The organism is Marinobacterium sp. xm-a-127 (assembly GCF_013283425.1).
Classification (GTDB): domain Bacteria; phylum Pseudomonadota; class Gammaproteobacteria; order Pseudomonadales; family Balneatricaceae; genus Marinobacterium_E.
In genome coordinates, this window is record NZ_WBYH01000006.1 from 21,632 (window position 1) to 47,600 (window position 25,969).

Annotated in this window: 29 protein-coding genes, 1 tRNA gene and 1 pseudogene; 16 read left to right on the forward strand and 15 right to left on the reverse strand. The window is 47.5% G+C overall.

What is annotated here, in order from left to right:
• Positions 1-2: 2 nt before the first annotated feature.
• On the reverse strand, positions 3-1,214 hold the full coding sequence (locus XMA127_RS10375; RefSeq protein ID WP_173499174.1) for a hypothetical protein: 1,212 nt from the start codon (positions 1,212-1,214) through the stop codon (positions 3-5).
• 258 nt (positions 1,215-1,472) lie between these two features.
• Here XMA127_RS10375 and XMA127_RS10380 point away from each other — a divergent pair, with 258 nt between their 5' ends.
• The 7 genes from XMA127_RS10380 to XMA127_RS10410 are packed head-to-tail and all read left to right on the forward strand — an operon-like array spanning position 1,473 to position 7,509.
• Complete coding sequence (locus tag XMA127_RS10380; protein WP_173499175.1) at positions 1,473-2,867, forward strand: cytochrome ubiquinol oxidase subunit I; 1,395 nt, start codon at positions 1,473-1,475, stop codon at positions 2,865-2,867.
• 11 nt (positions 2,868-2,878) lie between these two features.
• A complete protein-coding gene (locus XMA127_RS10385) occupies positions 2,879-4,102 on the forward strand; it encodes a hypothetical protein (protein WP_173499176.1) in 1,224 nt (407 codons plus the stop codon).
• Between the two features lie 10 nt (positions 4,103-4,112).
• Complete coding sequence (locus tag XMA127_RS10390; RefSeq protein WP_173499177.1) at positions 4,113-4,418, forward strand: cytochrome C; 306 nt, start codon at positions 4,113-4,115, stop codon at positions 4,416-4,418.
• Entirely contained in the window at positions 4,415-5,746 is a 1,332-nt protein-coding gene (locus XMA127_RS10395) for an FCSD flavin-binding domain-containing protein (RefSeq protein WP_173499178.1), read from the forward strand. Before XMA127_RS10390 ends, XMA127_RS10395 begins: the two co-directional genes overlap by 4 nt.
• Complete coding sequence (locus XMA127_RS10400) at positions 5,743-6,408, forward strand: c-type cytochrome (RefSeq protein WP_173499179.1); 666 nt, start codon at positions 5,743-5,745, stop codon at positions 6,406-6,408. Before XMA127_RS10395 ends, XMA127_RS10400 begins: the two co-directional genes overlap by 4 nt.
• 17 nt (positions 6,409-6,425) lie before the next feature.
• Positions 6,426-7,118 carry a Crp/Fnr family transcriptional regulator gene (locus XMA127_RS10405; RefSeq protein WP_173481929.1) on the forward strand — a complete coding sequence of 231 codons (693 nt, stop codon included), beginning with the start codon at positions 6,426-6,428 and terminating at the stop codon, positions 7,116-7,118.
• A 10-nt stretch (positions 7,119-7,128) separates the two neighbouring features.
• Entirely contained in the window at positions 7,129-7,509 is a 381-nt protein-coding gene (locus tag XMA127_RS10410) for a rhodanese-like domain-containing protein (protein WP_173481928.1), read from the forward strand.
• A 69-nt stretch (positions 7,510-7,578) separates the two neighbouring features.
• On the opposite strand, the gene XMA127_RS10415 is transcribed toward XMA127_RS10410, so the two are convergent.
• From XMA127_RS10415 to XMA127_RS11780, 4 genes and pseudogenes are all read right to left on the reverse strand, one after another.
• Entirely contained in the window at positions 7,579-8,004 is a 426-nt protein-coding gene (locus tag XMA127_RS10415; RefSeq protein ID WP_173488778.1) for a rhodanese-like domain-containing protein, read from the reverse strand.
• 117 nt (positions 8,005-8,121) lie between these two features.
• Positions 8,122-10,581 (reverse strand): glycoside hydrolase family 3 protein, encoded by a 2,460-nt coding sequence (locus tag XMA127_RS10420; protein WP_217362109.1) that lies wholly within the window; start codon positions 10,579-10,581, stop codon positions 8,122-8,124.
• A 25-nt stretch (positions 10,582-10,606) separates the two neighbouring features.
• Positions 10,607-11,500, reverse strand: a complete 894-nt coding sequence (gene rimK / locus XMA127_RS11775) for a 30S ribosomal protein S6--L-glutamate ligase (protein ID WP_217362114.1) — start codon at positions 11,498-11,500, stop codon at positions 10,607-10,609.
• A gap of 75 nt (positions 11,501-11,575) precedes the next feature.
• Positions 11,576-11,992: pseudogene (locus tag XMA127_RS11780) on the reverse strand (ATP-dependent zinc protease); the annotation flags it as partial.
• Positions 11,993-12,169: 177 nt separating this feature from the next.
• Here XMA127_RS11780 and XMA127_RS10430 point away from each other — a divergent pair.
• Both XMA127_RS10430 and XMA127_RS10435 read left to right on the forward strand, forming a co-directional pair.
• Positions 12,170-13,429 (forward strand): PotD/PotF family extracellular solute-binding protein, encoded by a 1,260-nt coding sequence (locus tag XMA127_RS10430; protein ID WP_254449933.1) that lies wholly within the window; start codon positions 12,170-12,172, stop codon positions 13,427-13,429.
• Positions 13,430-13,438: 9 nt separating this feature from the next.
• The gene (locus tag XMA127_RS10435) at positions 13,439-15,175 is read left to right on the forward strand and encodes a diguanylate cyclase (protein WP_173484135.1); all 1,737 of its coding nucleotides are present in this window, start codon (positions 13,439-13,441) and stop codon (positions 15,173-15,175) included.
• Here the strand turns inward: XMA127_RS10435 and XMA127_RS10440 are convergent.
• Positions 15,144-15,464 carry an AzlD domain-containing protein gene (locus XMA127_RS10440; RefSeq protein ID WP_173482611.1) on the reverse strand — a complete coding sequence of 107 codons (321 nt, stop codon included), beginning with the start codon at positions 15,462-15,464 and terminating at the stop codon, positions 15,144-15,146. The two genes, XMA127_RS10435 and XMA127_RS10440, sit on opposite strands and share 32 nt — an antisense overlap.
• Positions 15,461-16,189, reverse strand: a complete 729-nt coding sequence (locus XMA127_RS10445; RefSeq protein WP_217362110.1) for an AzlC family ABC transporter permease — start codon at positions 16,187-16,189, stop codon at positions 15,461-15,463. Before XMA127_RS10445 ends, XMA127_RS10440 begins: the two co-directional genes overlap by 4 nt.
• Before the next feature lie 102 nt (positions 16,190-16,291).
• Between XMA127_RS10445 and XMA127_RS10450 the strand changes: the two genes are divergently transcribed.
• Both XMA127_RS10450 and XMA127_RS10455 read left to right on the forward strand, forming a co-directional pair.
• Positions 16,292-16,687 carry a nucleoside-diphosphate sugar epimerase/dehydratase gene (locus XMA127_RS10450; RefSeq protein ID WP_173499180.1) on the forward strand — a complete coding sequence of 132 codons (396 nt, stop codon included), beginning with the start codon at positions 16,292-16,294 and terminating at the stop codon, positions 16,685-16,687.
• The gene (locus XMA127_RS10455; protein WP_173499181.1) at positions 16,674-17,549 is read left to right on the forward strand and encodes a DMT family transporter; all 876 of its coding nucleotides are present in this window, start codon (positions 16,674-16,676) and stop codon (positions 17,547-17,549) included. Before XMA127_RS10450 ends, XMA127_RS10455 begins: the two co-directional genes overlap by 14 nt.
• Positions 17,550-17,579: 30 nt before the next feature.
• On the opposite strand, the gene XMA127_RS10460 is transcribed toward XMA127_RS10455, so the two are convergent.
• Positions 17,580-17,795 carry a DUF2892 domain-containing protein gene (locus XMA127_RS10460; protein WP_173481920.1) on the reverse strand — a complete coding sequence of 72 codons (216 nt, stop codon included), beginning with the start codon at positions 17,793-17,795 and terminating at the stop codon, positions 17,580-17,582.
• A 165-nt stretch (positions 17,796-17,960) separates the two neighbouring features.
• Between XMA127_RS10460 and pyrC the strand changes: the two genes are divergently transcribed.
• Both pyrC and XMA127_RS10470 read left to right on the forward strand, forming a co-directional pair.
• A complete protein-coding gene (gene pyrC / locus XMA127_RS10465; protein ID WP_173484137.1) occupies positions 17,961-18,995 on the forward strand; it encodes a dihydroorotase in 1,035 nt (344 codons plus the stop codon).
• Between the two features lie 242 nt (positions 18,996-19,237).
• Positions 19,238-19,314, forward strand: a tRNA-Arg gene (locus XMA127_RS10470).
• A gap of 84 nt (positions 19,315-19,398) precedes the next feature.
• Here the strand turns inward: XMA127_RS10470 and XMA127_RS10475 are convergent.
• The 7 genes from XMA127_RS10475 to rluF form a co-directional block, all read right to left on the reverse strand.
• Positions 19,399-20,727: a sensor histidine kinase gene (locus XMA127_RS10475; protein ID WP_173482614.1), complete on the reverse strand. Its 1,329-nt coding sequence runs from the start codon at positions 20,725-20,727 to the stop codon at positions 19,399-19,401.
• A 1-nt stretch (position 20,728) separates the two neighbouring features.
• Positions 20,729-21,400, reverse strand: a complete 672-nt coding sequence (locus tag XMA127_RS10480; RefSeq protein WP_173481961.1) for a response regulator transcription factor — start codon at positions 21,398-21,400, stop codon at positions 20,729-20,731.
• Between the two features lie 2 nt (positions 21,401-21,402).
• Positions 21,403-21,660 (reverse strand): PepSY domain-containing protein, encoded by a 258-nt coding sequence (locus XMA127_RS10485; RefSeq protein ID WP_173489352.1) that lies wholly within the window; start codon positions 21,658-21,660, stop codon positions 21,403-21,405.
• Between the two features lie 16 nt (positions 21,661-21,676).
• Positions 21,677-22,294 carry a diheme cytochrome c gene (locus XMA127_RS10490; RefSeq protein ID WP_173481916.1) on the reverse strand — a complete coding sequence of 206 codons (618 nt, stop codon included), beginning with the start codon at positions 22,292-22,294 and terminating at the stop codon, positions 21,677-21,679.
• A 15-nt stretch (positions 22,295-22,309) separates the two neighbouring features.
• Entirely contained in the window at positions 22,310-22,696 is a 387-nt protein-coding gene (locus XMA127_RS10495; RefSeq protein WP_173481915.1) for a DUF1924 domain-containing protein, read from the reverse strand.
• Positions 22,686-23,258, reverse strand: a complete 573-nt coding sequence (locus XMA127_RS10500; protein WP_173481914.1) for a cytochrome b/b6 domain-containing protein — start codon at positions 23,256-23,258, stop codon at positions 22,686-22,688. Before XMA127_RS10500 ends, XMA127_RS10495 begins: the two co-directional genes overlap by 11 nt.
• A 185-nt stretch (positions 23,259-23,443) precedes the next feature.
• A complete protein-coding gene (gene rluF, locus XMA127_RS10505) occupies positions 23,444-24,430 on the reverse strand; it encodes a 23S rRNA pseudouridine(2604) synthase RluF (protein ID WP_173482615.1) in 987 nt (328 codons plus the stop codon).
• An 89-nt stretch (positions 24,431-24,519) separates the two neighbouring features.
• Between rluF and XMA127_RS10510 the strand changes: the two genes are divergently transcribed.
• The 3 genes from XMA127_RS10510 to XMA127_RS10520 all read left to right on the forward strand — a co-directional run bounded on the left by XMA127_RS10510 (position 24,520) and on the right by XMA127_RS10520 (position 25,894).
• Positions 24,520-24,864 (forward strand): hypothetical protein, encoded by a 345-nt coding sequence (locus XMA127_RS10510; protein ID WP_173481912.1) that lies wholly within the window; start codon positions 24,520-24,522, stop codon positions 24,862-24,864.
• Between the two features lie 149 nt (positions 24,865-25,013).
• Positions 25,014-25,175, forward strand: a complete 162-nt coding sequence (locus XMA127_RS10515) for a hypothetical protein (RefSeq protein WP_173481911.1) — start codon at positions 25,014-25,016, stop codon at positions 25,173-25,175.
• A gap of 50 nt (positions 25,176-25,225) precedes the next feature.
• Positions 25,226-25,894: a rhodanese-like domain-containing protein gene (locus XMA127_RS10520; protein WP_217362111.1), complete on the forward strand. Its 669-nt coding sequence runs from the start codon at positions 25,226-25,228 to the stop codon at positions 25,892-25,894.
• Positions 25,895-25,969 lie beyond the last annotated feature (75 nt).

Genomic DNA, 25,969 nt, shown 5'->3' on the forward strand with positions numbered 1-25,969 from the left:
GTTTATACTGCAGGTTCAACCACCAACTCTGGGTGGCGAAGCATGTTCTTTGTAAGGCGGACAATCGCATAAATCGTCGCGGCCTGAATCAAGAACATAACCCCGATACCCAACCAGTAGACTAAGCCAAACTTAGCGACAATACCGGTGCCGACAATCGCAACGTGCCACCAGAAAAGGTTGAGTACAAAGAAGGCAACGCCAGGACAGACAAGGCCAAAGGCCACTGGGCTGTGCTCGCCACCATGCAGATACTTGTCTAGGTAACCGTTTAGCTTCATCACGCGGTATCCAACCATCAAGATCACGGCTTGCAGAGTAACCATCAACGTCATCATTTGGAAGTTATCGCCAGCATCCAATGCACCACCGGTTAGGTGGGCAATACCGTGCTCCATACGTAACCACTCAATACCGAGCAGTGTCACAATTGGTACCAACATCCATAAACTTGGGGTCGCTTGCTCCTGAAGGCCGTGCTGCATCATCGCATTGACGCCCGACACCAGAACGACCAGAACAACCAATACAGCGGCAATTAGGAACAGGTACGAGAACACTGAGGCAATCGTAATAACAACTGGGATGTGCGACATCGCTGCAGGCGCTGCAAAGCCAACCGATAACATTGAGAAGGTAAATGCAGCCATTAGAGGTGAAAGGTGGTTGTGCTCTTCACTGCGATATCCCCCCTGCGTCAACATACGACCAAGGTAACGTCCGTACATTTTTAGCGCGTAGTAACCGATGATCAAAAAGGCTAACAGTGCCCCTGGGAACATCCACTCAATAATCGTCCATAGACCCGGAACAAATAGCGCACCCGATACAAACATCACGTTCACTGTCATGGAGAAGGTCAGAGGCAAGGCCATCATTTGAACTTCAGCGGGTGAGTTCAAAATCTTCTCGTGGGCGTCAGTGCCTTTGACTGCGTTGTATTCGCGGATATTCCAAACCAACAGCGCAATGTGCAACAAGCCAAAAATAACAACACCGGCAATCGCAAAGCCAATAATTAACGGCATTGGGATACCACTGGCAATGTCTGCACTCCAGGCAGTCGTCCAATGTTCCCAAGTCGGCATCGGGTAACCCTTATGAGGCACCATCCACATTAAATACATAAAGAACGCGACAGACATGCCGCCAGCGCCAAGTGCCGCTAGGAAAAAGCTTGGATGCCAAGGCTGAGTTGAGTCTCTTCTAAACATGGGAGATCTCCTAATTAGTTAAACCATAATATATTAGATTTTTCTAATATATTAGAGTGTAGCTAAATTAGCAATACCTAATATACATATTATTTACCCTCTTTTGATTTATCGCAAAAACCTATAAATCCGGTTGCGGATTCTCAATGCGACGATCTCTGCATGAATAGATACTGCTCGCCAAGCTGGTCGAGATGACTCGACCATTAAGCGGGGAGGTACTCCCCAAAACGTATCGTCTTCAAGGGGAATTATTCAATGGAGATGCTAGGACTCTATCCAATCTGGTTTGAACCGACACTCGGTTCAGGTTGGATCATCGGTATCATTGCGACCATACACGTTCTGTTTTCACACACATCAGTGGGTGCAGCACTGGTCTTCTCTTACCTTGCGGTGGTCGCTTACCGTAAGAACCGCCCAGAGCTTCTCGACTACATTCGTCGTTACGGCCTGTTTCTTTTGGTTTTCTCCTATGTATTAGGTTCGATTACCGGGCCAGGCATCTGGTTCTCAATCACGGTCGGCAGTCCGCGTGGTATCTCTGCACTGATTCATAGCTTTGTCTGGAAGTGGGCAACCGAGTGGGTCTTCTTTGTCATCGAAGTCATCGGCGTTTACATGATCGTCTACTTGGTGAATAAGGTGGATCAGAAAACACACCTGCGCATCAGTATCATCTTTGGCCTAGCCTCTTACACAACCATGCTAATCATTATCGGTATTCTGTCGTTCATGCTGATGCCTGGTAATGAAAACTGGTACACCGAAGGCGGTTACTTGAACGGTTTCTATGGCGCCAACACCTTTGCGCAATTGGCTATGCGAACGGCGTTTATGTTCACCATGACAGCGGTAGTCGGAGGCATTGTTGCCTCTTCAATTAAAGATATCGATTTCCGCAAAGAGATGGTTCGTCGTCTGGCGATTCTAGGTTTGGTTGCGACTGCAGCCGGTCTTGGTCTATTCAAATGGTACCTATCAACGATTCCAGCGACCGCTGAATTGGTGATGGAGAATCGTCTACCGGAGTACTTCACACCCGCTCTAATCTCTGTAATGGGCGGCATCATGGCCTATTTCGCAGCCACTCTGGCCGCACCAAAGCTGCTAAAACCAGCCATTGCGGGCGTCATGACGGTCGTCATTTTGGTGTTCGGACTTTGGCCAGAAGAGGTTGCGCGTGAGTCGATTCGTAAGCCTTATGTTGCAGGTGGATACGTCTACTCTAACCAGGTTATTGGTCGTGATGTTCCGGGGCTTGGCATTCAAAGTGAAATCCCAACCATTGAAGAGCATGGCTTCACTAACGCTCTGATCTTCCTTCCCGAGGAGCTGCGCACGGTGACTGACTCTAATAAAGAGGCGGTTGGTCAAGCTCTGGCGTTGAACACCTGTTCAAACTGCCACTCACTGACCGATACAGGGATTCGCCCACTGGCAAATTACTTTGGTGACGACTCTAGCGAGTCGGATATTGCGGCCTACTTAAGAGCGGCACTGTCGAGTGGTACAACGCTCTATATGCCACAAATTCCACTTCAACAAGATGAAGCAGTGGCCTTGGCTAGCTTTATTCGTCAGTTGAAAGATCAATCTATTGCTGTCGCGGCTGATCAGGGTAATCCGATCACTGTGTCTCAGTCTCACTAAGGAGTATCACGATGAATGTAGACTCTTTATACGCACTTCGTGATGTGGCTGGGGTTCCCTCACATCCGATTCTATTTTTAGTGTTAGGTGTCGTCACCTTTGCTCTTCATATGTTTGCGGTTCACGTTATGTTGGGCGGTGCAGCGCTAACCATTCGTGGAGCATTGAGCCAAGATAGCTACTGGCGCCAGCTTGCAAATGCCATGCTATCGACCGCAAAGATTGCGGTGTCGGTTGCCGTGGTTATCGGCGTTGCGCCTCTGCTGTTTGTGCAGGTGATCTATGATCCTTTCTGGTACACCTCTAATGTGCTGTCCGCTTGGTGGGTCATTGGATTCATCATCATACTGTCGGTCGCTTATCTGTTGATCTATCTCTTCTACTTTAAAAATGAAGATCTGACTCAGAATAAGACAAGATGCCCCGGCAGCATGATTCTATCGCTCGCGCTGTTCATTGTTGTGGGTCTGATCATGCACACCCTAACCAATCAGATGCTATCCCCTGATCAGTGGATGGAGTGGTACGCACCACAGGGTCAAATCGATGCCAGCGGCACTCAGTTACACTCCATCAACTGGGCGCGTTTCATCTTTATGATCGCTCTCGCAGCACCTGTAACCGGTGCTTGGCTCTACGGCTACCGCCACTACATAAGCGTTCGTCCTGGTAGCGACTCGGGTTACCTTGAGTTTGTTCATACTCTGGCGCGCAAACTGCTTGCACAAGGCTCTGTGGTATCGCTTCTTATTGGTGCAATCTGGATGGTTAGCCTGCCAGAAAACCAAACTGAGTTTTTAACCAACCCGATGCTCTACATCACAGCCGTAGCATTGATCGCTTTAGCGATGGTGCCAACTCTATTTGGCAGCAAAATTAACAACGGCTACACCGCCTACTGGTTAGTGGCGATCGCCTTTGTAGTAATCACACTGGTCGCGGTTGATCGTGAAATCATTCGCTGGTTTGCCCTAGTCGTTGAGTCTGGCTACAACCCAATGGACTACCCAATCAACATGGATTGGTACAGCACCATTCTGTTCTTCGCGACTTTCGCAGTTGTCGGTGGCATGGCCTGCACCTACCTAATCACGGTTGCATGGCAGGCGGGACAGACAGAAGGAACCTACACGCCCTCTGTGGCTATCTCTCGCCTAGGTAACTGGACCATTTACATCATCTTAATCTGGATCGTGCACTACTTTGCCGTCGGATTCTGGGTATGGGCACAGTAAGGAGATGACGATGAAAAAAGTAATGATATTAAGTGCTCTAGTTATGGGTTCAATAGGAGCCCATGCGGATGAGCGAACAGAGATCATGGCTAATGCCTGTGCAGGATGCCATGGTACTGACGGTTATATTGCCCACTCAGCACTAGTGCCTATAGCAGGCTTACCGGAGAAGGTGTTTTTACAAACAATGCTCGACTATCGAGATGATAAGCGCAAAGGAACCATTATGGGGAATGTTGCTAAAGGCCTAACAATTCCAGAAATTGAAGCGCTTTCAAAATACTTTGCTGCTCTGCCAGAAGGAGGTGACAAATGATTTCACGTCGCGAATTTATATCGTTGAGTGCAGCTGCCGGTGCTGTCGCAACTCTGCCTTCCTTTGCACAAGCAAGCAACGCCAAAGTGGTCATTATAGGTGGCGGTGTAGGTGGAGCAACCTTTGCAAAATACCTTAAGAAGAAGGCACCCAATACCCAGGTCATCCTCATTGAGCAAAATCCTGTGTACATTCGCCCCTATGGTTCATCAGAAGTTCTGACTGGCCACATCGACATGTCCGACCTGGAAGTTAATTACGATGCCCTTCACTATAAATATGGTGTTGAGATCGTCATTGATCGGGCTATTGGGCTGGATGCGGATAAGCGCCGCGTAAAAACGGCATCAGGTGCAGCCTATAACTACGATAGGTTAGTAGTATCGCCAGGTATAGAGCTCCAGTATGACCGAATAGATGGTTACTCAAGAGATATAGCTGAAACCAAAGCCCCTTCCGGTTGGATCCCAGGCTCTCAAACCTCTCTACTGCGTGACCAAATCCAGAATATGCGCCAAGGTGGCACAATGCTGATCGTTGCTCCCCCGAATCCGTATCGTTGTCCTCCAGGACCTTATGAGCGCGGAGCCCTTGTTGCTGAATGGATGCAAAAACATAATCCAACAGGCAAGGTCATAATTGCAGACCCAAAAAACGAGTTTACAACCGGTAAAAACATGCGATTAGCATGGAACCGTCGATATGGCTATAACATCCCCGAAAGCTACAAAAACGGGATGCCTAACGATGTTATCGATCACAAAACACCTGGAATGATTGACTGGATTACTGGTGATAACGGCGGTAAAGCTATCAGCTTAGATGCCAAAAATATGACACTGACTACAGAGTCAGAGAAGATTAAAGCAGACGTCATCAATATTGTGCCTCCGATGAGAGCTGGAAAAATAGCACAAACCTTTGGCTTAACTAACGAGGCTGGATGGTGCTCAGTAAGCCGTACAACCTTTGAATCTCAAAAAGTACCTTTTGTCCACGTGTTGGGGGATGCTGCTATTGCAGATGATATGCCTAAATCAGGATATGCCGCTAACACTCAAGCTAAGGTAGCTGCTTATGCAATTGCAAATCTGTTAGCAGGCCGACCAGTAGAGCTGGACTTAACTTGGGAAAATACCTGTTTTGCTTTAGGTGCATCAGATTATGGCTTTTTCGTAACAGCTTGTTACAAGCTAAAAAATGGTCGAATTACTAAGCGTAAGGCACCAGCACTTCAATCTCTAGACGCTGACGAAGCTACACTTCGCTTGAGCGCTATCTACCAGCAAGCCTGGATGAAGTCGTTTACGGAGGACTGTTTCGCATGAAAAAATTCATTTTAGGATTTCTGGTTTTAACCAGTTTAAGTGCTCAATCTTCAGAACCATTGCATGATGCAACTCAATGGAGTTCAGCAGAGTTGAGACTTGCTCTCGACAGTCGCCCAATTGGTGAAGTAGAACGAGGTAGTGATTTAAACGAAACCCTAATGTGCAGTTCATGTCATGGACGTAAAGGGCTTCCTCATACACCACGTTGGCCTACGGTAGCTGGTCAGTTAGAAACATACACTTATAAAATGTTAATTGACTATAAGAGTGAAGCTCGTAATGAGGATGGTCGTGCGTCAATAATGACCACCTTAGCTAAAATGATGTCAGAACAGGACATGTCTGATGTTGCAGCCTACTACGCATCGCTACCAGCACCGACCCTAGCGCAACAGTCAGCACCGGCACTGGTAACGGAAGGTGATAAAGATCGACTGATTACTGCCTGTGCCTCTTGTCATGGCCTTAGCGGCCAAGGTGGTATTAAGGGAACCCCTGCTATTGCGGGCCAAACTGCCGAGACTTTGAAGCGTGCGTTAGAGATGTATCGCAGTGGTGATCGTGACTCTGATCTCTATTCTGTCATGCGACAAGCAAGTCAAAGACTCACAAGTAGTGAAATTGACTCATTAGCCAACTATTATAGTGGAACTAATTAACTATAAGAGCGTTGAGTATGGGAACACTGGTTGGTCAAGGGCACTGTTTAACCTGCCCGATTAGGCCGTCGAGTCTGTTTGGATGTCTAAAAGAGTCCGAGCTTTCGCTGATTGAAGATTTTCAGACGCGTGTCATTAAATTTGAGACGGGCGACATTATCTACAATGAGGGCGAGAGTCTCGGACTGATCTACACTCTTCGAGCCGGCCATATCAAACTGACTAAATTCAACAATGAGGGCAATGCTCAGATTGTTCGCTTAGTTCGTCCTGGCGATCTCTTTGGCTATGAAAAGCTGATCAGCAGTGGCACCTATATGCACACAGCCGAGGCGCTGGAACCGATCGAGCTCTGCCAGCTTTCGGTTGAGAAGTTGAACCACCTGCGTGATCAGAGTGGCGCCATCAACCAAGCCATTATTGAACGTGCACTGCAGCAGGTGATGAAAACAGAAGATCACCTAACCCAGGTAGGTCTACTCAAATCCAAACCTCGTTTGGCTTGGTTCCTGCTTCAATGGGTGGGTGAGACTGCAGAAGCGGTCAGCTTCCCGATCAGTCGAAGAGATCTCGCTCAGTATCTCGGCTTAACCATCGAGACCATTTCACGCCATACCGCGGAGTGGAAACGCCAAGGCATTATTAGCGAATCAAAGAACTTGTTAACGATATCTGACAGAGATGCTCTGCAGGAAATAGCGAACAGCTAAAGGAGTTCCAATGAAGACAGCACAAGATCTAGTCATGGCCGCAAAGGCGACCATTAAAGAGGTCAGCGTTGCAGATGCCGATGGTGCCATTCACGACGCTGAGATCGTTATTGATGTGCGTGAACCGGCCGAATATGAACAGGGCCATCTAAGTGGTGCTATCAATATTCCGCGTGGTCTTCTCGAGTTTAAAATCGGTGGCATGCCGGCTCTAGAGTCGCGTGACACCAACATCGTAATCTACTGTAAGACCAGTGGTCGTGCTGCTCTTGCCGCTGCATCTCTTGCCGAGATGGGCTACCTGAATGTCACATCCATTGCCGGCGGTTACGACGGATGGGTAGAGGCAGGTAAGCCGGTTGTGACCCAGAACTTGCCTGAGTTCGGTTAATCACAAGAGCCACACCCTAAGAATCAAAAACGGCGTTCAAAAGCGCCGTTTTTATTTTTGATTTACTGACTAGGGTTTATAGGCGGCGTTTTGTTGCCAGCCAATAAAACCAGACTGCAGAACCACAACATTTTCTCGTCCCGCGACACGCAGTGCAAAAGTAGCCTGTGCTGAGAGAGAACCTGTATTACAGAACAGAATCACCTTGCCAGTCTCTGGAATTTCGTCGATGCGATCCAACACCTGGCGCCACTCAATGTTGATCGCACCCGGAATAGTCGCTTCTGCGAACTGCTCTGCATCACGAGTATCGATAAAGGTTGATGCTTCAAATACGACTTGATCAATCTGCTGAGGGACCATAATACCCGACTCATACTCTTGAAAAGCCATGTAGTCGTTCATCGCTTCAATCGCCTCTTCGTTGGCAACCGCAGCAGACATATTAAATGTGAATAAAATCGTAACCAACGAGGTCATTAAGGCACGCATCATTAAACCCTACTCTTAAAATTATCAATTGGCTGCATTGTAACGACACAACCTGTAAAACTCAGTGATTCATTTAGACTCTTTTGCCACAAATAAAAGTCTCTCTATAACGTTAGTGCATCAGGCTGATGGACAGAGCGTCTTGGCTGACAAATTAATCACCGCTTCACAACCTGGGTCCTTGGCATGGAAACTAGCCCGCACTCGATAGTCACCTTCCGCAACCGTCCACATACCTGTTTTGATATCAAAGTATGCAAAACGACGAAGAGGTAGATGAAATGTTAGATCAGCACTCTCTCCAGCTTTCAGTTCCAGCTTCTCAAAGTCGGCCAACTCGAGTTCTGGACGTTCAATGTCAGAGTTAACTTCACCACAGTAAATCTGAACAACGGTCTGACCCTGTCGCTGACCAATATTGTTAACACTCACCTTCAATTCGACATAATCATTAGCCACCTTTCGACAACTTAGATTTTCGAGTTGGTAATCACTGTAACTGAGGCCAAATCCGAAGGGGAATAGCGGCTCAATCTTGTTGGCCTGATAGTGACGATAGCCGATAAACACGCCTTCACGATAAAGCACATGGCCGTCTCGTCCAGGGTAGACCAGTGGGTCATCGGTGTAGGTAGGATTATCTTCCAACTTGACTGGGAAGGTCTGAGGCAAACGGCCGGAGGGATCTTGTTTGCCGAATAAAACATCGGCAATCGCATTGCCACACTCCTGTCCTGGGTACCAAGCCTGCAATATGCCAGATACTTGATCTACCCAAGGCATTTCAACCGGTCCACCCGTTTGCAATACCACTAGGGTGTTAGGGTTAGCACTGGCCACGGCTGCGACCAACTCATCCTGACGTCCAGGGAGTTTAATGCCTTCAAGGTCACTTCCTTCCGTATCCCATTGACCGGATCGACCAACAAACAGGATGGCCACTTCGGCACTTTTTGCTAGCTCTACCGCAGCTTGTATTGCCTCATCCCCTAAGGGTTTTGATAGACCAAAGCGCCAAGCGGCAAGATCGAGGTTGTCCGTATCCTTAGTGGCAAACTCCATCTCAAGGGTATAGGTTTTACCTGCCTCGAATCGATAACTGGCAACGACCTCATCACACCCCTCCTCGAAAAAGGTTCGACCTTTCTGCCAGTGATCCCACACATTGATCACCAGCTCGCCATTCACATAGAACTTGGCAAGGCCTGCACTGTGAAGGCCAATATTAAAATCGCCCGTCTCCGTTGCCGTGTAATCAACACTCGCTCGCAACGAAAAAGCGTGTTGATCGACCAGTCCATTCGCCACTGGGGGCAGAATGAAACTCTGGCTCTCATCAACCTCTTCAGTGAAAACCACCTCACCCGAAAGATCTCGATTAGCGAAGTAATCGACTCGTATCTTTTGGTTGACCAGGGGTTCCCAGCGATGATTAGTACACCCCTGTGCATAATGAATAGCATCGCCACCCAGAAGGTTTGTTAATCCCTGCATAGGTGAAACGGAATAGTGGGGATTAAGCATCGAGGAGCCACCGCCCATGATCTGAGCCTCGATGGCATTAGGCCCAATTACCGCAATGCTCTTTAGGTCAGTAGAAAGAGGTAATAAGCCTGTGTTCTTAAGCAGCACACTACCCTCAATACCGGCACGTCTTATCAGCTGCTGGTGTTCAGGGCGATTATCGGCAATCTCTTTGAACGGCGAAGCATCATTAATAGCACCGCAACGCTCCATCAACTGAACCATGTTTACGGCCAGCTGACGAACCTGTTCAACAGGCACTTCACCACGATCAACGGCGTTGAGCAATGTGTCACCGCGGTCTCGGGTTGGCCCTGGCATCTCTAGATCTAAGCCCGCATTAATGGTTGGTGCCGTGGTTCTAGAACCAAACCAATCGGACATCACAATGCCGTCATAGCCCCACTCGTTGCGAAGAATTTCTGTCAATAACCAGTGATTTTCGGCGGCATAGGTACCATTAATCTTGTTGTATGAGCCCATGATGGCCCAAGTACCCGCCTCTTTAATGGCAGCTTCAAAGGGGCGAAGGTAGATCTCGCGCAGTGTGCGCTCATCAATATCGGAACTGACCGTTGTGCGCTCAATTTCAGATTCATTTCCGATGAAATGCTTGGGTGTGGCAGCAACCCCTGCGCTTTGAAGCCCTCGGATGTATGAGACCGCCAGTGCAGCGGTTAGCTCAGGATCTTCTGAATAGCACTCAAAGTTACGGCCATTAGTCACAGATCGTTGAATATTGATGGTAGGACCAAGCAGCACGTGTGCCGATTTAGATTTAACTTCATCAGCAATAGCGCCACCCACCTTCGCAAGCAGGGCACGGTTCCAGGTTGCGCCTAAGGCAATACCAACGGGGAAGCAGGCGGCCGTCACACCGCCAAATAGAGAACCACCACCACGTGCACCATTAGGTCCGTCAGTGACACGCAGCTTTTGGATTCCTAGTCTAGGGATAGCATTAACCGACCAAACATCTTCACCGGACAGTAGAGAGATTTGCTCTCTCAAACTCATCGAATCAACCAGTAGCTCAGCCGTCATTCGGTCAGCCATCACCTCTCCCTTTTATTTATTGGTTTTACCCTTTTAAACGTCGTGCAAAACGTTTCTCAATAGCGGTGATCATAGCGCCCGCAACATCCTTACCGGAAGCCCCCTCAATACCCTCTAAACCTGGGGATGAGTTAACCTCCAATAGAAGAGGGCCTTTGCGAGAACGGATGATATCAACACCCGCCACCTTCAGACCTAGGGTTTTAGCCGCTTTAATCGCTAGCTTGCGCTCTTCTGCTGAAATGCGAACCGAAGAGGCCGAACCGCCTTGGTGTATGTTTGCACGGAACTCGCCCGGTGCCGCAGTACGCATAATCGAAGCCACTACTTTGCCGTCAATGACAAAACAGCGTAGATCCTTGCCATCCGCCTCTTTAACAAACTCTTGCACCAACAGGTTAGCTCGTAGCGCTTTAAACGCGTTGATTACTGACTCAGCTGCTTTACCCGTTTCGGCCAACACAACTCCACGACCTTGCGAGCCTTCGAGTAGCTTTACGATCAAAGGTGCACCGCCGACCATCTCAATCAGGTCATTGGTATCCATTGGCGAGTTGGCAAAGCCTGTTGTAGGAATATCCAAACCCGACTTCTGCAGCAGTTGCAGCGAGAAGAGTTTGTCACGCGAACTTGTGATCGCCTCTGCCGTATTCTGAACATAGACGCCAAGACTCTCAAAGTGACGAGCCAGTGCACAGCCATAAAACGTCATTGAAGGTCTAATTCGAGGAATGATGGCATCAAAATCGTTCAGAATAGCGCCACCACGGTAGTGAACCTCTGGATTATCAGCATCCATCTTCATGTAACACTGTTTGATGTTCAAGAAGACCATCTCATGTCCGCGCGCCTCACCCGCCTCAATCAAGCGACGGTTTGAGTAGAGATCCGGATTGCTAGCCAACACACCAATTTTCAGAGCAGTGCGTGCCGTTGGGTTCACACCGTACATCTGATTACACTCAGTAATGGTGCGCTCACCCTGCAGACAGCTGCCTTCAGGATCAACGATCATGCGACCTGACATTGCCTCACGACCCAGCAGCATTCTGTAACCCATAGAGTCGCGGTTAGTGAGTGTTAACTCAGCCTCAAACGTTTGATCTGCCAGGGTAATGTTGGTTTTTACAACGTAACGTCTCTCGGCTGTTCCGCTTGATGACTTTACAGTACGGCGATCAACCACCTGAGCTTCACAACGAACCACTAGCTCATCATTTTTCTGCAGAGGGTGGATCTCGAAAGAGACCCAAGTGTCTCGATTACGAGTGAATTTACGAATGTTAAACGCATGCAGTGATGAGGTTTTCGCCCCCGAATCGACACGAGCTTTAACAGCGGGTAGGCCCAATAGAGGAAGGCCACACCACTCCTCAGAACCAACGATCAGTTTGTCCATAATGTTCTCCATTTAATGGGGCGAACCATAGCTCATAAATCCCCAATCACGTAGCTTTTTATAGCGACGATTGGTGAAAAATACTCAGCCTTTATCTGTATATTTTTTAGCCATATTTAATACCACTTTCAAAAAATAGGCCTATATTGAAGGAGATAGAGTTAAGTTACTGAATTCAGGAGTTGTAAATTGCGACGTAGGCAATTTATTAAAAACGCTGCGGGTATTGCTCTGCCTGCTGCAATTGGGGGCTTCCCTGCGATTTTAAAAGCAGAGAATGCTCGCCCGACCATTCGTGTCATGGGAACTCACGTTACCCTGCAGGAAGAGCTACGTCTGCGTGCCGAAAAAGAGCTCGGGATTAATATTCAGTTCTACCCAGGCGGTAGTGCTGAAGTACTCATGCGTGCAACAACCAACCCCTCCTCATTTGATCTGTATGAGCAGTGGTCAAACTCCATAAGAGTTCTATGGAATGCCGGTGCGATTCAATCAATCGATACAAAACGAATTCAGTACTGGAATGAGATCAACAACCTCTCGAAAACCGGTCAGATTTCAGAGGACGCCAAGATCGGCCGCGGCGATGCACCACACCGTATTCTCTATGTACAGAAGGATAAAACTTTAGGCCGTGAGCCTAGCCAAAACGTTAGTTTCCTACCCTATGTGCACAACACCGACTCCTTTGGCTATGACTCACGCTACATTGATGTTGGCGAACCCTACATCACAGAGAGCTGGGGCTGGCTCTTAAACGATAACTATTCCGGTAAGGTCGCCATTGTGAACGAACCCACGATCGGCATATTTGATTTAGCCTTAGCCGCTCAAGCAAAAGGACTTATGACCTTTAATGACATAGGTAACATGAGTATCAGTGAGATCGATCAGCTGTTTGAGATCGCAATTGATTACAAAAAACGCGGCCATTTCAGGGGGGTATGGTCATCCGTCCCCCACTCCGTTGAGTTGATGGCGAACAACGAAGTCATCATTGAGAGCATGTTCAGTCCCGGTGCTTCTGCACTCCAAGGGCAAGGGATCCCGTGCATTTACGCTGCGCCGAAAGAGGGCTATCGAGCATGGCATGGGGTCATGTGTCTCTCCAGCCAAACGCGGGGCGAGCAAGAGGACGCAGCTTACCAATTTATGAATTGGTGGTTATCGGGTTACCCAGGAGCCTTTATTGCAAGGCAGGGGTATTACATCTCCAACCCAGAACGCTCTAGACAGTTTATGAGCCCAGAGGAGTGGGACTATTGGTACGCGGGCAAACCCGCCGCTACATCGCTAAAAGGGACAGATGGCTCGATTTCAGTAGCGGAAGGTTCCATAAGAACGGGCGGATCCTACGAACAACGCTTCAGCAATGTTGCCGTTTGGAACAGTGTCATGGACACCTATGACTATACACTGCCCAAATGGAAAGAATTTGTGCTGAGTTAGGGGAGTTGAATGCCTGCTCAAAGAGTTCCTTTTACCACTCGAATTTACACCGGTTATTTTTTAATGGGGCTGATTACCCTTGCGCTGGGGATTATTGCTTTTATCGGGCTCACAACCCTTAACAAACAGTTTGATCAACAAAACGATCTATCGAGCAATTTAAAACATGCAACGCAATTAGGTTTTCATGCAGCCGAGATGCAGAGCCGCGCTGAAACCTTTTTAAGAGTTGGTCAGACCCAAGCAGCCGACTCTGTCGACATTGCCTACCGATCTGCACTGTACGAGCTATCAACGCTCTCGTCATTAGAGAGCGAAACAGCCAAACCGATCATAAAACGAGTGGATGAACATCTTCATACTTTTCAAAAGGCGTTTAAGGCAGCTAAAACTCAGCGATCGCGCCGACAACAGCTTGTAAAGACAACACTTCCCAGTGTCACGAATAGTTGGGGCGCTCTAATCGAAGCCTATCAAAAGCAGACCATATCGGCCGGCTCTTTAGCGATTAGCAACAATATTTGGCGAGACCTATTAATCATCGAAAAACACATGGGGCAATATTTTGAGTCACTCAACCCAGCCGAGCTGGAACTGGTGGATGAGTACTATCAACACGTAATGGGGTTGATAGAAGACCTCTACATTCTAGAGAGCTACCCCCCACAAATCACCCGTTTAGATATCATCCATGACTCATTGGCTCGTGGTTACTCAACATTCAATGAGGGTGTTCAAACCACCCGAAACTATCTCTTTTTAATTAATGTTGTCATGGCGGCCGAGAGTTATGAAATTAAATATCTTTCTGAGAAATTAACTCAAGAGTTCAGGCAGGCCCTAAGCAGCACTCAAGAACAATCTTCAAGCATAGTCAGTTCTTTATCACAGCAGCTAATTGCACTCTGCATTCTCTTCATCTTGATGACGGTCATTATCGGAATGGTCGTCGGCAGAAGTATAGAGAGACCCATTGCCAGACTGAGAGAGATTTTTGATCGACTATCCAATGGCGAGCGAAAAGTACCCATCCCAACTTACCACTCTAAAGACGAGATAGCGGCCCTGGCTGTTTCAGCAGAGGCATTTAGGGAGGCCAACGAAAACACACAGAAGTTGCTCGATAAGTACCAAGAGCTCAGTTCGCAACTCGATGAGAAGGTCAAACAACGAACCAAAGAGCTCGAGAAAGCGAATCACCGATTAAAAGATCTATCAGTAAAAGATGGACTTACGCAGATCTATAACCGACGCTTCCTCGATGCAAGCTTGGTCGAAAACTTTAATCGTGCCCGACGCAGCGCCCTTCCACTATCGGTTATTATCTTAGATATCGATTACTTCAAAGCGTACAACGATACCTACGGCCATCAGGCGGGCGATACCTGTATTCAACGTGTCACCCAAGCGATGAGTCATATATTTCATCGCTCTACTGATACCGTCGCTCGTTACGGTGGAGAAGAGTTTGTTGCTCTCCTATTCGACACGCCTGCACCAGCGGCACAAGCGCTTGCTGAAAAACTGCGTAAAGAGATTGAATCGAAAAACATTCCGCATCGTGCATCACCCATTGGTTGTGTCACGGTGAGTTTGGGCTGTTGCACCTGGACACCTGATACAGAATTCATGAGTGGCGAAGAGCTTTTAAATCAGGCAGACAAAGCGCTGTATCGATCTAAAGATAGCGGGCGAAACCAATTAGGCATCTGTTCTACAAAACCGCCATCAGAAGGGAGTAGCTGAGTATTCCTGCTAGTAATGAGTAGAGTAGGCTTCGCGTCCAAGCGCCAACCAACAAGGTTAAAAACGCAGCGATCAGTCGAGTCGGCTCTAACTCTCCGCTGCTGCTACTTAACACCATAGGCATAGCTATACCCGGCAAAATAGCCACCGATGTATAGCCCAAAGCTCGCTCAACCGGTTTGGGAAGTTGACGATCACCAATTAGCCCTAAGAAAGAGAAACGAATCGCAAAGCTGCCCAGACTTAAGCCCGCTATGATCATCCAAACATACAGATCAGAGTGAATCATACAGCCTCCTTCGAACGGCGCTTTTCAAGCCAAACTTCCGATAGATAGCCCACCGCCAACGCCATGACTCCGGCCACCAAAAGTCCTGAACTGAATGGGAAATCTGCAAATAACAAGGTAAACAGGACTGAGGTAAATGCTGCAAGTAGGTGTGGAATACTTCTTAAAAGTGGTGCAACCAAGGCTAAAAAGGTGACGGGGACCGCAAATTCTAGCCCTAATTCGGATGGAATTTGATTGCCCACCACCGCTCCAAGATAAGTGCCGAGATACCATAGAGAGGAGACCGGAATCGCAACCCCAAAAAAGACACCTAACCGCTCATCCAACGAAAGGTTGGGGTTTTTATTGTGCTCTAGCGCTGTCACAGCGTATGACTGATCAAAAATCCAATAGCTTGCTAGGACTCTCTGCCAGAGTTTCGCTTTCCCAATCAGTGGCACTAGGGCAGCTGAGTACATGCCCATCCTCAGGTTCACCGCAAGCGAGGTGGCTAGAATAATGACGGTAGGGGCATTCTCCTCCATAAGTGTCACGGCTGTAATTTGCGCAGCGCCTGCTAAGACCGCAAAGCTAAACCCCATCACTTGAAGCACATTTAAACCTGCTTCTGTGGCTAAAAGCCCAAACAGTGTGCCAAATGGAACCATGACGATATAGAAAGGGAGCGACGAGATAAAACCACGCCTAGCGCCTTGCCAAAATAGCTTATTACGACCAAACAACAGAGGTTTCCTTATGGGGCGGAAAAAGTGAGAATAGTGTTTCAGTTAGGTTCACTATTGTGATCTTTAGCCAACGCGACAACAAGTAAAAAGAGGGGCTAAGTGCTCGACAAAATCCTGAATGCATTTCGCAATTCAAAATGGCGAGGCTCAAGTTTCATTATCGTGGGTATCGATTTTGTAGAACACCAACTTGCCCAAGCACTAATTGAGAGAGGTGGAAAAATAATAGCCTTTGTCGATGATGAGCCATGGAGCCATAAAACCGAGATGCTTGGAGCCCCACTTCGATACCCAAGCGAAATAGAAGCACTGGCTCTACGACATCATGTTCAAGCTGTGGTTACATTCAACCAAAGAGCCGAGCTGCTGCCTGATGAATGCATTAAGCAACTTAGTTCAATGAACATACCCACTGTCCAAATGGACCCAAACCTGAGTTTGGAAGAACAACTTAATACGATCTCTTCAACACTGGACTCATATGAACAGAAGTAACGCGACACTGATTGGTTTTTCAGCCATAGCGCTATGGGGTGCCTTGGCTCTGTTAACTCGGTTAACGGATAACCAGATCCCACCCTTTCAGTTAATGTCGATGACCTTCGCCATTGCATTCCTACTGATGCTTACCAAATGGCGCAAAGAGGGTCACTGGGGTGTCCGTTACGCAAAACAGAAAAAGCCTGTCTGGCTATTAGGCGTAAGTGGCTATTTTGGTTACCACTTCTGCTACTTTTTAGCGATGTCGAAAGCACCGGCTGTGCAGGTCAGTCTATTAGCCTACCTTTGGCCCCTACTGATTGTTCTGTTCTCAACCCTTCTGCCTGGCCACCGTTTTAGATGGGCGCATCTAGTCGGTGCTCTATCAGCCCTAACGGGTTGTTGGTTATTGATTGGAGGGGGTAGTGATGCCTTCGAACCGCAATACACGTCAGGTTATCTAATCGCCCTAGCCTGCGCTCTAATCTGGTCTACCTTTTCTGTCACCAGCCGCTTGGCCGCCAATGTACCGACCGATGCAGCGGGCTGGTTTTGTGGTGCCACAGCCGTATTGGCCTTTTTCTGTCATCTAGCTTGGGAGACGACTGTTATGCCAGCCAACCTGATTCAATGGATAGGAGTGATTGGTCTAGGTCTAGGGCCTGTTGGCATTGCCTTTTTCACCTGGGATTACGGGGTAAAGCACGGCAATATTCAACTGCTGGGGGTACTAGCCTATTCGGCACCGTTGATCTCGGTCGTGCTGTTGGTTCTGTTTGGATTAGCGGAACCGAGCTGGACTCTTGCCTGGGCCTGTCTGGCTATTGTCGGTGGGTCACTGATTGCAGGTTTTGAACGCAACAAAAAAGCCGCTTAATAGAGCGGCTCTTCAATCACTTAGCGGAACTTAAAACGCTGTACCCGCTTTACCGCCTAGCTTCTTCAGGATAATTGCCAATGGGCAGAATCCAGTAAAGGCTGTTTGGAATAGGTTCGCACCAACAAAGGCTGTGAACCACAACCAGTACTCACTGACAAACAGTGGGCTAGCCGCTACGCCCAGTGCCAAGCTCAACAAAACCATAAAGCCAGCAAAGGCAAATACCATACGTTCTACAGACATGTTCCGTCCCTCTCAAAATTGAAATTAAGTGGTTCAACTAGAACCAATATCGATATATTAGTTTTTACTAATTAAACAAGCAACTAATTTATAAAATGCACAGCGACCTCTAACCAAACCGTGTAAAATATTCAGATCGAAAATTTTTAAGGAGTGGGCGATCCCATGAACGAAATCACCATCAAAACACCCGATGATTGGCACCTTCACTTTCGTGATGGCGATATCCTTGCTGAGACAGTAGCAGCTACCGCTCGCTGTTTTGATCGTGCGATTGTCATGCCTAATCTTGCACCACCGGTTCGTAACGCTGCTGACGCAGAGGCCTACAAACAGCGCATTCTAGCTGCACGACCAGAGGGTTCGAACTTTGAGCCTTTAATGACGCTTTACCTCACCGACAGAACCACCGCTGAGGATATCAATGAAGCGGCTAAAGCGGGCATTAAAGCCGTTAAGCTATACCCTGCCGGTGCGACCACAAACTCGGATGCTGCAGTAACAAACATCGATGGCTTAGCCGATGTGTTCGCTGCGCTGGAAGCGAACAACATGCTTCTACTGGTCCATGGTGAGGTCACTGATTCGCATATTGATATTTTTGATCGTGAAAAAGAGTTCATCGATCAACGCATGGGTCCAATCACTCAGAAGTACCCAACGCTTAAAATTGTATTTGAACACATCACCACTAAAGACGCAGCTGAGTTTGTGCTTGCTGCGGGCGGAAACATTGGTGCCACCATTACACCGCAACATTTGATGCTGAACCGAAATGACTTGTTAGTGGGTGGTATTCGCCCACACAACTACTGTTTACCTGTCTTAAAGCGCAACATTCACCAGCAAGCGCTACGTGATGTCGTTGCATCAGGGTCAGATAAGTTCTTCTTAGGCACTGACTCAGCACCTCATGAACAGGCTAAAAAAGAGACCGCCTGTGGCTGTGCAGGCTGTTACAGCGCCTGGGCAGCCATTGAGCTATACACCCAAGTGTTTGATGAGTTAGGGGCACTGAACAAACTAGAGGGTTTTGCGAGCCTACACGGCCCTAAATTTTACGGCCTACCGGAAAACAGCGGCACCATCACACTGTTAAAAGAGTCCTGGACACTACCAGAGAGCATCACTCTACCGAATGGCCGCCCCATCATCCCATTCATGGCCGGAAGTGAGGTTCAGTGGAAGCTGAAAAGCTAGAACTCACTTGCAAAGCGAGGCGGTATCAGTAAGATTCACGCCTCAAGATAAAGCGCCCGTAGCTCACCGGAGCGCCGGCCGGCTAGATAAAGTAACAGCTTCAGATCCTGTTGGTCGGGGGTTCGACAAATTGTGGCAAGAATTTGGACCGCTGTAAGCGCCCGAAGGGGCGTTGAATCGCTTAAGCGATTCAACGAGTCTATCCCGATGATGGATAGCACTATACAATTCAACAACTCAACGCGCCCGTAGCTCAGCTGGATAGAGTAGCAGGTTCCGATCCTGTTGGTCGGGGGTTCGAATCCCTCCGGGCGCGCCATCTTTACCTGAAAGGCCGAGGTCAGGATTGACCGAGTAATCCCGGGCGCGCCATCTCTACCTTCACCAAGCAAAACCAATCCGTTTAAATGGGTAATTCGACTTTAACGCCAAGCCCACCAAGCAATCCGTCACTAAAGCTTAAATTACCCGAATAGCTCTCTACTACCGCTTTACTGATGGCGATACCAAGGCCTGAACCTGACACTGCAGAATCTTCGTCTAAACGAACGCCTCGTTGAGTTAGTCGAATCATATTCTCTTGCGACACCCCTGTTCCATCATCCTCTATTAAAAGAATCCAACGGTGATTTTCACGTGAGTAGGTTATCGATAACTCAGCTTTTGAAGTCGCATACCTTAGGGCGTTATCTAGCAAATTGCCAATAAGCTCGAGCATATCATCTCGATCATAGGGGAGTTCATATCGGGGCAGTTGTTTTAGGTGTAACTCCTTACTGGGGTAAATTCGTTTAAAGAGCTCAACCATAGGGGTCAAGTCAGCGTAAGGAGCAAACAGTTTGCCGGGCGTTGGTGTTCCTGAAATACGAGCTCGTCGAAGTTCGCGGTCCATCAAATGCTGAAACTCTTCACTTAGAGCTATTGCCTTGGCAGAGTTTTCATTTGAATCTAGTTCAGAGGAGAGCCAGCGCAACTTCTGAATAGGCCGCTTCAGCTCATGAGCTAGATTGCCTAAACCTGTGCGTGATCTCTCTATTTGCGCAGCTGAGCGAGCCAATAATCGATTGAGCGCAGAGGCTAAAGGCGCTATCTCTCGAGGAAGTTGATCCGGGAATTGAATCGATGAACTGATGTCACCAGCCTCAATCGCTTGCCGAACTGGCTCTAGGCTAGCAAAACCTGATTTAACCATTCGCCTTTGTAGCCAAACGACCACCCCAAAAACAACCACCATGATTAGAAATAGCAGCAGTTCTAGCAGCCACTGATTGTGATAGAGCTCCGTTACATCCTCAGCAACCGCAAGCGTAAAATTGACATCTGATTTTTTAAATCCTTGAGTAAGAATCATCCAGCGCTGGTCATCATTAATAATCACCGCAATATCAACAATGCCAGGGGCAACTGACGATACATTAAGCTCGCGATCCCAAAGAGAGCGAGAGAGTGCCTGAAACTGCTCGGACTGAAGTTTGAAATAGTGGCCAGACTCTACGCGTTGATAAATAGAGGAGATACGCTCTTGTTGCAGTTGCCACTGACTGTTTGTATCCAAACTCAAAGCGGTGATAATCGTCTCTGCATCATGACCAAGGCGTTGTTCGATAATGTCATCAACAAACGAGCGAACAGTAAGATGTAAGGGCACTAACAGCAGAACAGCAAGAAGCAGCAGAAGTTTAGTTAAGCGAGACTGGAGATGCGCCTCAATTGAGTATCCCTGCTTAAACATCTTATTCGCTCACATCCAACTGAACGATGTATCCCTGGCCACGTTTGGTCTCAATGAACTCTTTCCCAAAATATTGGCGAAGACGGTTGATGTAGACCTCGATCACGTTGCTATCTTTGAGCATCTCCTCTTCATAGACATGTTCACTCAGCTCTGTCTTAGATACGATTTTTCCTGCATGAGTAATCAGATAACGCAGCAATCGAAACTCTTTGCCGGTCAATGAAATACTCTGCCCTAACGCATCAATTGCCTGTTGGGTATCAACGTTTAAAGAAACGCCCTGACAGACTAAAGTGTTATCTGCACGCCCTTGATTACGGCGCATCACCGCTTCTATACGCGCTTGGAGCTCTTCAAAATGGAAAGGCTTAGTAAGGTAGTCATCTGCACCATGCTTAAGACCATCCACCTTCTCTTGCCAGGAGTCGCGAGCCGTAAGAATCACAATGGGGGTATCAATACCCGCACCTCTCAGGTTAGATAGCACCTCAATTCCTGGGCGTTTAGGCAACCCCAGGTCGAGAATAATGCCGTCAAATGACTCTTCTTGAGCAAGAAACTCGCCATCTACTCCATCTCGGGCCACCTCCACTGCAAAGCCCGCTTTTTGCAATTGGGGTTTTAATTGATCGATGAGTTCGGTGTCATCTTCAATGAGCAGTAGGCGCATCATTAATCCTCCAATTTCTCTTGAAGAAGCTCACCCGAAGCTGCGTCGATGTAATACTCACGCACCTCACCGTCACCACCGAGAACCTCAAATTCATAGATCAATTTGCCATCTTTGCGTTCTAGCTCAAGATCTAAGATTTTGCCGATAAATGTCTGTGCGTGTCTGTCCTGTAGTTCCGAAAGTGAGAGGATATGACCCGACTCCAACAACTCCCTCGCCTCCCGCTGTGAGAGGTTATCTCCCGCAATAGAAGGCAACGAAAGTGCTAGGAGATTAATGATCCCAGCGGCCGTGATTCGGAATATTGACCGAGTCGTCATCAAAGTAGCCCTGCTCTGCTCTATCCCCGTGACAAGCCTGACACTGGCTAAAACTACCAACATCTGGATTACCGGTTACCATACGATCCGGTACCTCATCATGCTTCTTTTTAAAGTAACGTAACTCAGTAATACGCAGTGGTGTAGCGTTATCTGATACGCTGCGTAAAAACTTACGTGCCCTTCGATTTGAACTGTTTTCAGCCGCATTATCAACCAGATACTGAGTAATCGCTTGTTGTGATGTAGGATCCAACTCGGCATTTTCACCAAAGTGATTATCTAAATTACCCATCATCTTCTGCCAACTTCGCTCAGGTAGAAATCCTGTAGGATAGGCCATATGACAGTCTGCACACTCATCAATATAGAGCTGGCGTGCTGGCGAATTATCTGTCTGTTTTAAAGCACCATTTCGACGCTCACCGTACTCATCGTCATCTTGACCGAAGATTTTCCAGCCCTCATCAGCGAAGGCGACATTAACAACACCAACCATTCCAACCCCTAGAGCACTAGTAAGCAGTGTCGTACCCAAAATCCAACGGACCGTTTTAATGCTAAGTTTCATATTTCTATCTCGCTCTTATTGATTAGATAACCAGAGTAGGATGTCTCCTTTCTCTGCTGGGGTGCACTCGCGGCCAAGCGTCCATTTACAGTTCCTTAGGAACCACTTATTAATCTTATGATCCTGCGTAAGTCGCTCCGGATTTACGCTTGGCGCTAGAGGATCAATCGCCTTTTTGGTTTTTGCATGCTGGCCTACCAGTTTCACATCAGACCCATGACAGGTTGTACAGCTCTTACCGTTAAAGTCTCGGTTCCACAACGCTTTACCTGCGTCTGCATTAGCACTTTTACCACTAGCCGCCTCGAAGGCTGCCACCATGCGATCACTCACTGGCGTTGCATTTGCAGCCACTACAAAGAGTGAACCTATCAGTGCGATAGCAAATTTATTAATTCTCATCGCCCTTCTCCTCGATCTCTTTTTTCCCGTTGATCATCGCTCGAACTAGGTTTTCCCCATGGACTAAACTGCTGATTAAGACACCTGATATATGGAACAACACGAAGGCTAGAACTAGATTAGCAACGGCCTCATGAACGTCTTCCATCCAGTACCCTGAAATCGACTCTACCCAAGTGCCAGCAAGCGGTCCTATGCCATCTGGCGCTACAGAAGCCATGCCTGTAAAAGTGAGTAATCCAAGAGAGAGAAGCAGGACAATCACCATTAATCCACCTGCCGGGTTATGCCCCACATAGTGTTTAGGACGCAAAGCAGCCAGATCAATCAGATAGCTTTTAATCGTATTTATACGGTAAACAAAATCGCTGAAGCGTGCGTGGCGTGTGCCAATAAAACCCCACACAATACGGAAAGCTACTAAAGCGGCAATGGTATAACCGGCCCAGAAATGTAGAGTGTCAAATTCGTCTGCACTTATCCAAGCGATCGCAAAGCTCAACACGAGCGCCCAGTGAAAAACACGGACTAATGGATCCCAAACCCTGATCTCTTTTTTCATTGAATACTCCAAAGGTTTATTCAAATTTCTCAACTTGAATGAGATCTTGCCTTGAGCAAGATAAAACCAAGCTTAAAAATTTATTATGAGATTGGAGTTACAAAAAATTGAGGAGAAGCAGCTAATAGTGCTTCTTTATGCAGTGCGAATTTAGAATAGCTTATTGGAGATATCCGTCTAATCGGTTATCGCTTTCTGGCACGACCGCCAGACCCACTGGAAGACTTTCCGCTTTTAGCCGCGCCACCGCGTTTTGCTCCTCGATCAGGATGCTTGGTTGTTGGTTTACGCACGATCGGTTTGCCTGCAGCATTTCGTTTTGGTCCGTTGGAATTGGGTTTTTTACCCTCTCCGTGGCTATTACGATTTGCATGCCCTTTCTTGTGTGTGGATTGAGAGGGCTTTGATCTGTTCGGGCTGCGTGACTTACGTGTTCCGGGCTTCGCCTCTGACGAGGAGTGCTCTACTGATTTTAACAGTGTTGTTAACTCTTTTTGTGTCAGATCTCGCCAATCGCCAAGCGCTAGGCCCTTCAGGTCGACGTTCATAATGCGGGTACGCTCTAGCTTTACGACCTCATAGCCAAAATGTTCACACATACGGCGAATCTGTCGGTTAAGCCCTTGAACAAGCGTTATGTTGAACACACGAGTATCTAACTTTTTCACGGGGCACTTTTTGGTCATTGTGCCAAGAATGGGGACTCCGCCCGCCATCCCTTCTATGAACGCCGGAGTGATCGGTTTATTAACCGTGACCACATACTCTTTCTCGTGGTTATTACCCGCGCGCAGGACTTTGTTAACCAAATCGCCATTATTGGTCATAAAAATCAGACCCTGAGAGTCTTTATCTAGACGGCCGATTGGGAAGATACGCACACCGTGATTAACGAAATCAACGATATTGTTGGGACGTGAGCTCTCTGTAGTCGATTCAATCCCTACAGGTTTATTCAGGGCTATAAAGACGAAGTCATCGGGCTCTGGTGGGTCGATCATCTGACCATTGACGCGAACCTGATCTCCAGGGTGTACTTGGTCTCCAATCTGAGCCCGTTTACCGTTAATAAAGACATTACCCTGTTCAATAAAGCGATCGGCTTCTCGTCGAGAGCAGATACCACTCTCACTGATAAATTTATTGAGTCGCTTTGCTGAACCGTTGAACATGGCTTAGAGTAATCCTGATTAATTGATCGTCTATTGTATCGATCGAACCAGGCTTCACCAACTTAGACCGCAGATTCATAAGTGAAAAAATGACAAACATAACCGCTTTGCTCTTGGCCCTGTCTGTAACAGCACCGGTATTAGCCGATACAGATAACTACACCTTTATATCGGGAAGTGATATTTACGAAGCTTTATCACAGGAGTCGATGGTCGTTCAGGGGTATGTGTTAGGCGTGACCGATGCACTGAAGCACAGCACAGATTCCAGTAGCTGTTTTGTGATTCCTATGCGTCCCGATGCGGATGCCGTTATCTATTCAACCTATTTAGACTATTGGCAGAACCGCCAAATTCCCGACAGTGGAACTGAGGCAATCACTCAGATGATGCTAAACAACTTCCCTTGTGCGACCAACGTCGAAAATAACTGATATCTCTTAACAATTTACGTTAATTACTAATCAATATACGTTTTCAGGCCGTAAACTTTGAAAATTGATAAATATCAATCTATTGTTATGGGAGAAGTCAGAAATTGACTGCAAAGTTAATTCTGATACTTCTAAAAATGGAGAACATCATGAATCTTAAATTTCTAGCCGCAATCCTTACATCGTTGATGATGGCTTTCGCATTTGTATCACCAGCTCATGCAGCTGATGAGGGCGAAGCAAAGTCTATCTACTGCGATGACGGTTCACTTTGTGTACCAGAGGGTGAGCCAGAACCAGAGTGTGATTAATTTCAACACTCAATAATTATTAAAAAAGAAACATCACTGAGGAATCAAACATGATCCGTAAATCTCTTGTAATGGGCCTAGTTGGCGTAGTTGCTACAGGTATGGCGAGTCTTTCAATGGCTGGCTCTCACTCGGACGACAAACCAGTCGGCATCACTGGCGACCTATTGTCGATTGAAGTCATGCACAACGGCAGCAAAGTGACTGTTGAGCGTAACGCTGACAACCAGAACACTGTAAACCCATCATTCGCATTGACTTCACGTCCTTGTCCTCCTTTCTGTATCCAACCAATGAAACTTGCACCTGGTGTCGAAACCATTGGTGAAGTAGAGATGATTGGCTACATGGAGAAAGCGTCTGCAGGTGACGACTCTATCCTAATCATCGACTCACGTACTCCAGACTGGGCTGCGCGTGGCATGATCCCTGGTGCGATCAACCTACCATGGACAGCACTATCAACTCGTAAAGGTGCTGACCCAATCTCTATTGGTGAGATCTTCACTGACACATTCGGTGCTGAAGAGTTCGACGGTCTTTGGAAGTTCGGTAACGCTAAAACTCTAGTAATGTACTGTAACGGTATGTGGTGTGGCCAGTCGCCAACTAACATCAAAGCACTTCTAGACTTCGGCTACCCAGCGCACAAAATCAAGTGGTACCGTGGTGGTATGCAGAACTGGGAAAACCTTGGCCTAACAACTGTTAAGCCTTAATTGGGGTTTTATACCTAGTTGAACAAAAAAGCGTAGTTATTAACGACTGCGCTTTTTTTTGCCTAAAAATAAGGA

What these genes read in the sequence shown, in the direction of transcription:
- pyrC (WP_173484137.1), top strand. Translation starts at nt 17,961, where the DNA reads ATGAACGAAATCACCATCAAAACACCCGATGATTGGCACCTTCACTTT.
- XMA127_RS10400 (WP_173499179.1), top strand. Translation starts at nt 5,743, where the DNA reads ATGAAAAAATTCATTTTAGGATTTCTGGTTTTAACCAGTTTAAGTGCT.
- XMA127_RS10480 (WP_173481961.1), bottom strand. Translation starts at nt 21,400, where the DNA reads ATGCGCCTACTGCTCATTGAAGATGACACCGAACTCATCGATCAATTA.
- XMA127_RS10435 (WP_173484135.1), top strand. Translation starts at nt 13,439, where the DNA reads ATGCCTGCTCAAAGAGTTCCTTTTACCACTCGAATTTACACCGGTTAT.
- XMA127_RS10455 (WP_173499181.1), top strand. Translation starts at nt 16,674, where the DNA reads ATGAACAGAAGTAACGCGACACTGATTGGTTTTTCAGCCATAGCGCTA.
- XMA127_RS10510 (WP_173481912.1), top strand. Translation starts at nt 24,520, where the DNA reads ATGACAAACATAACCGCTTTGCTCTTGGCCCTGTCTGTAACAGCACCG.
- XMA127_RS10395 (WP_173499178.1), top strand. Translation starts at nt 4,415, where the DNA reads ATGATTTCACGTCGCGAATTTATATCGTTGAGTGCAGCTGCCGGTGCT.
- XMA127_RS10495 (WP_173481915.1), bottom strand. Translation starts at nt 22,696, where the DNA reads ATGAGAATTAATAAATTTGCTATCGCACTGATAGGTTCACTCTTTGTA.
- XMA127_RS10390 (WP_173499177.1), top strand. Translation starts at nt 4,113, where the DNA reads ATGAAAAAAGTAATGATATTAAGTGCTCTAGTTATGGGTTCAATAGGA.
- XMA127_RS10420 (WP_217362109.1), bottom strand. Translation starts at nt 10,581, where the DNA reads ATGGCTGACCGAATGACGGCTGAGCTACTGGTTGATTCGATGAGTTTG.
- XMA127_RS10490 (WP_173481916.1), bottom strand. Translation starts at nt 22,294, where the DNA reads ATGAAACTTAGCATTAAAACGGTCCGTTGGATTTTGGGTACGACACTG.
- XMA127_RS10460 (WP_173481920.1), bottom strand. Translation starts at nt 17,795, where the DNA reads ATGTCTGTAGAACGTATGGTATTTGCCTTTGCTGGCTTTATGGTTTTG.
- XMA127_RS10380 (WP_173499175.1), top strand. Translation starts at nt 1,473, where the DNA reads ATGGAGATGCTAGGACTCTATCCAATCTGGTTTGAACCGACACTCGGT.
- XMA127_RS10385 (WP_173499176.1), top strand. Translation starts at nt 2,879, where the DNA reads ATGAATGTAGACTCTTTATACGCACTTCGTGATGTGGCTGGGGTTCCC.
- XMA127_RS10475 (WP_173482614.1), bottom strand. Translation starts at nt 20,727, where the DNA reads ATGTTTAAGCAGGGATACTCAATTGAGGCGCATCTCCAGTCTCGCTTA.
- XMA127_RS10405 (WP_173481929.1), top strand. Translation starts at nt 6,426, where the DNA reads ATGGGAACACTGGTTGGTCAAGGGCACTGTTTAACCTGCCCGATTAGG.
- XMA127_RS10515 (WP_173481911.1), top strand. Translation starts at nt 25,014, where the DNA reads ATGAATCTTAAATTTCTAGCCGCAATCCTTACATCGTTGATGATGGCT.
- XMA127_RS10375 (WP_173499174.1), bottom strand. Translation starts at nt 1,214, where the DNA reads ATGTTTAGAAGAGACTCAACTCAGCCTTGGCATCCAAGCTTTTTCCTA.
- XMA127_RS10440 (WP_173482611.1), bottom strand. Translation starts at nt 15,464, where the DNA reads ATGATTCACTCTGATCTGTATGTTTGGATGATCATAGCGGGCTTAAGT.
- XMA127_RS10410 (WP_173481928.1), top strand. Translation starts at nt 7,129, where the DNA reads ATGAAGACAGCACAAGATCTAGTCATGGCCGCAAAGGCGACCATTAAA.
- XMA127_RS10415 (WP_173488778.1), bottom strand. Translation starts at nt 8,004, where the DNA reads ATGATGCGTGCCTTAATGACCTCGTTGGTTACGATTTTATTCACATTT.
- rluF (WP_173482615.1), bottom strand. Translation starts at nt 24,430, where the DNA reads ATGTTCAACGGTTCAGCAAAGCGACTCAATAAATTTATCAGTGAGAGT.
- XMA127_RS10520 (WP_217362111.1), top strand. Translation starts at nt 25,226, where the DNA reads ATGATCCGTAAATCTCTTGTAATGGGCCTAGTTGGCGTAGTTGCTACA.
- XMA127_RS10500 (WP_173481914.1), bottom strand. Translation starts at nt 23,258, where the DNA reads ATGAAAAAAGAGATCAGGGTTTGGGATCCATTAGTCCGTGTTTTTCAC.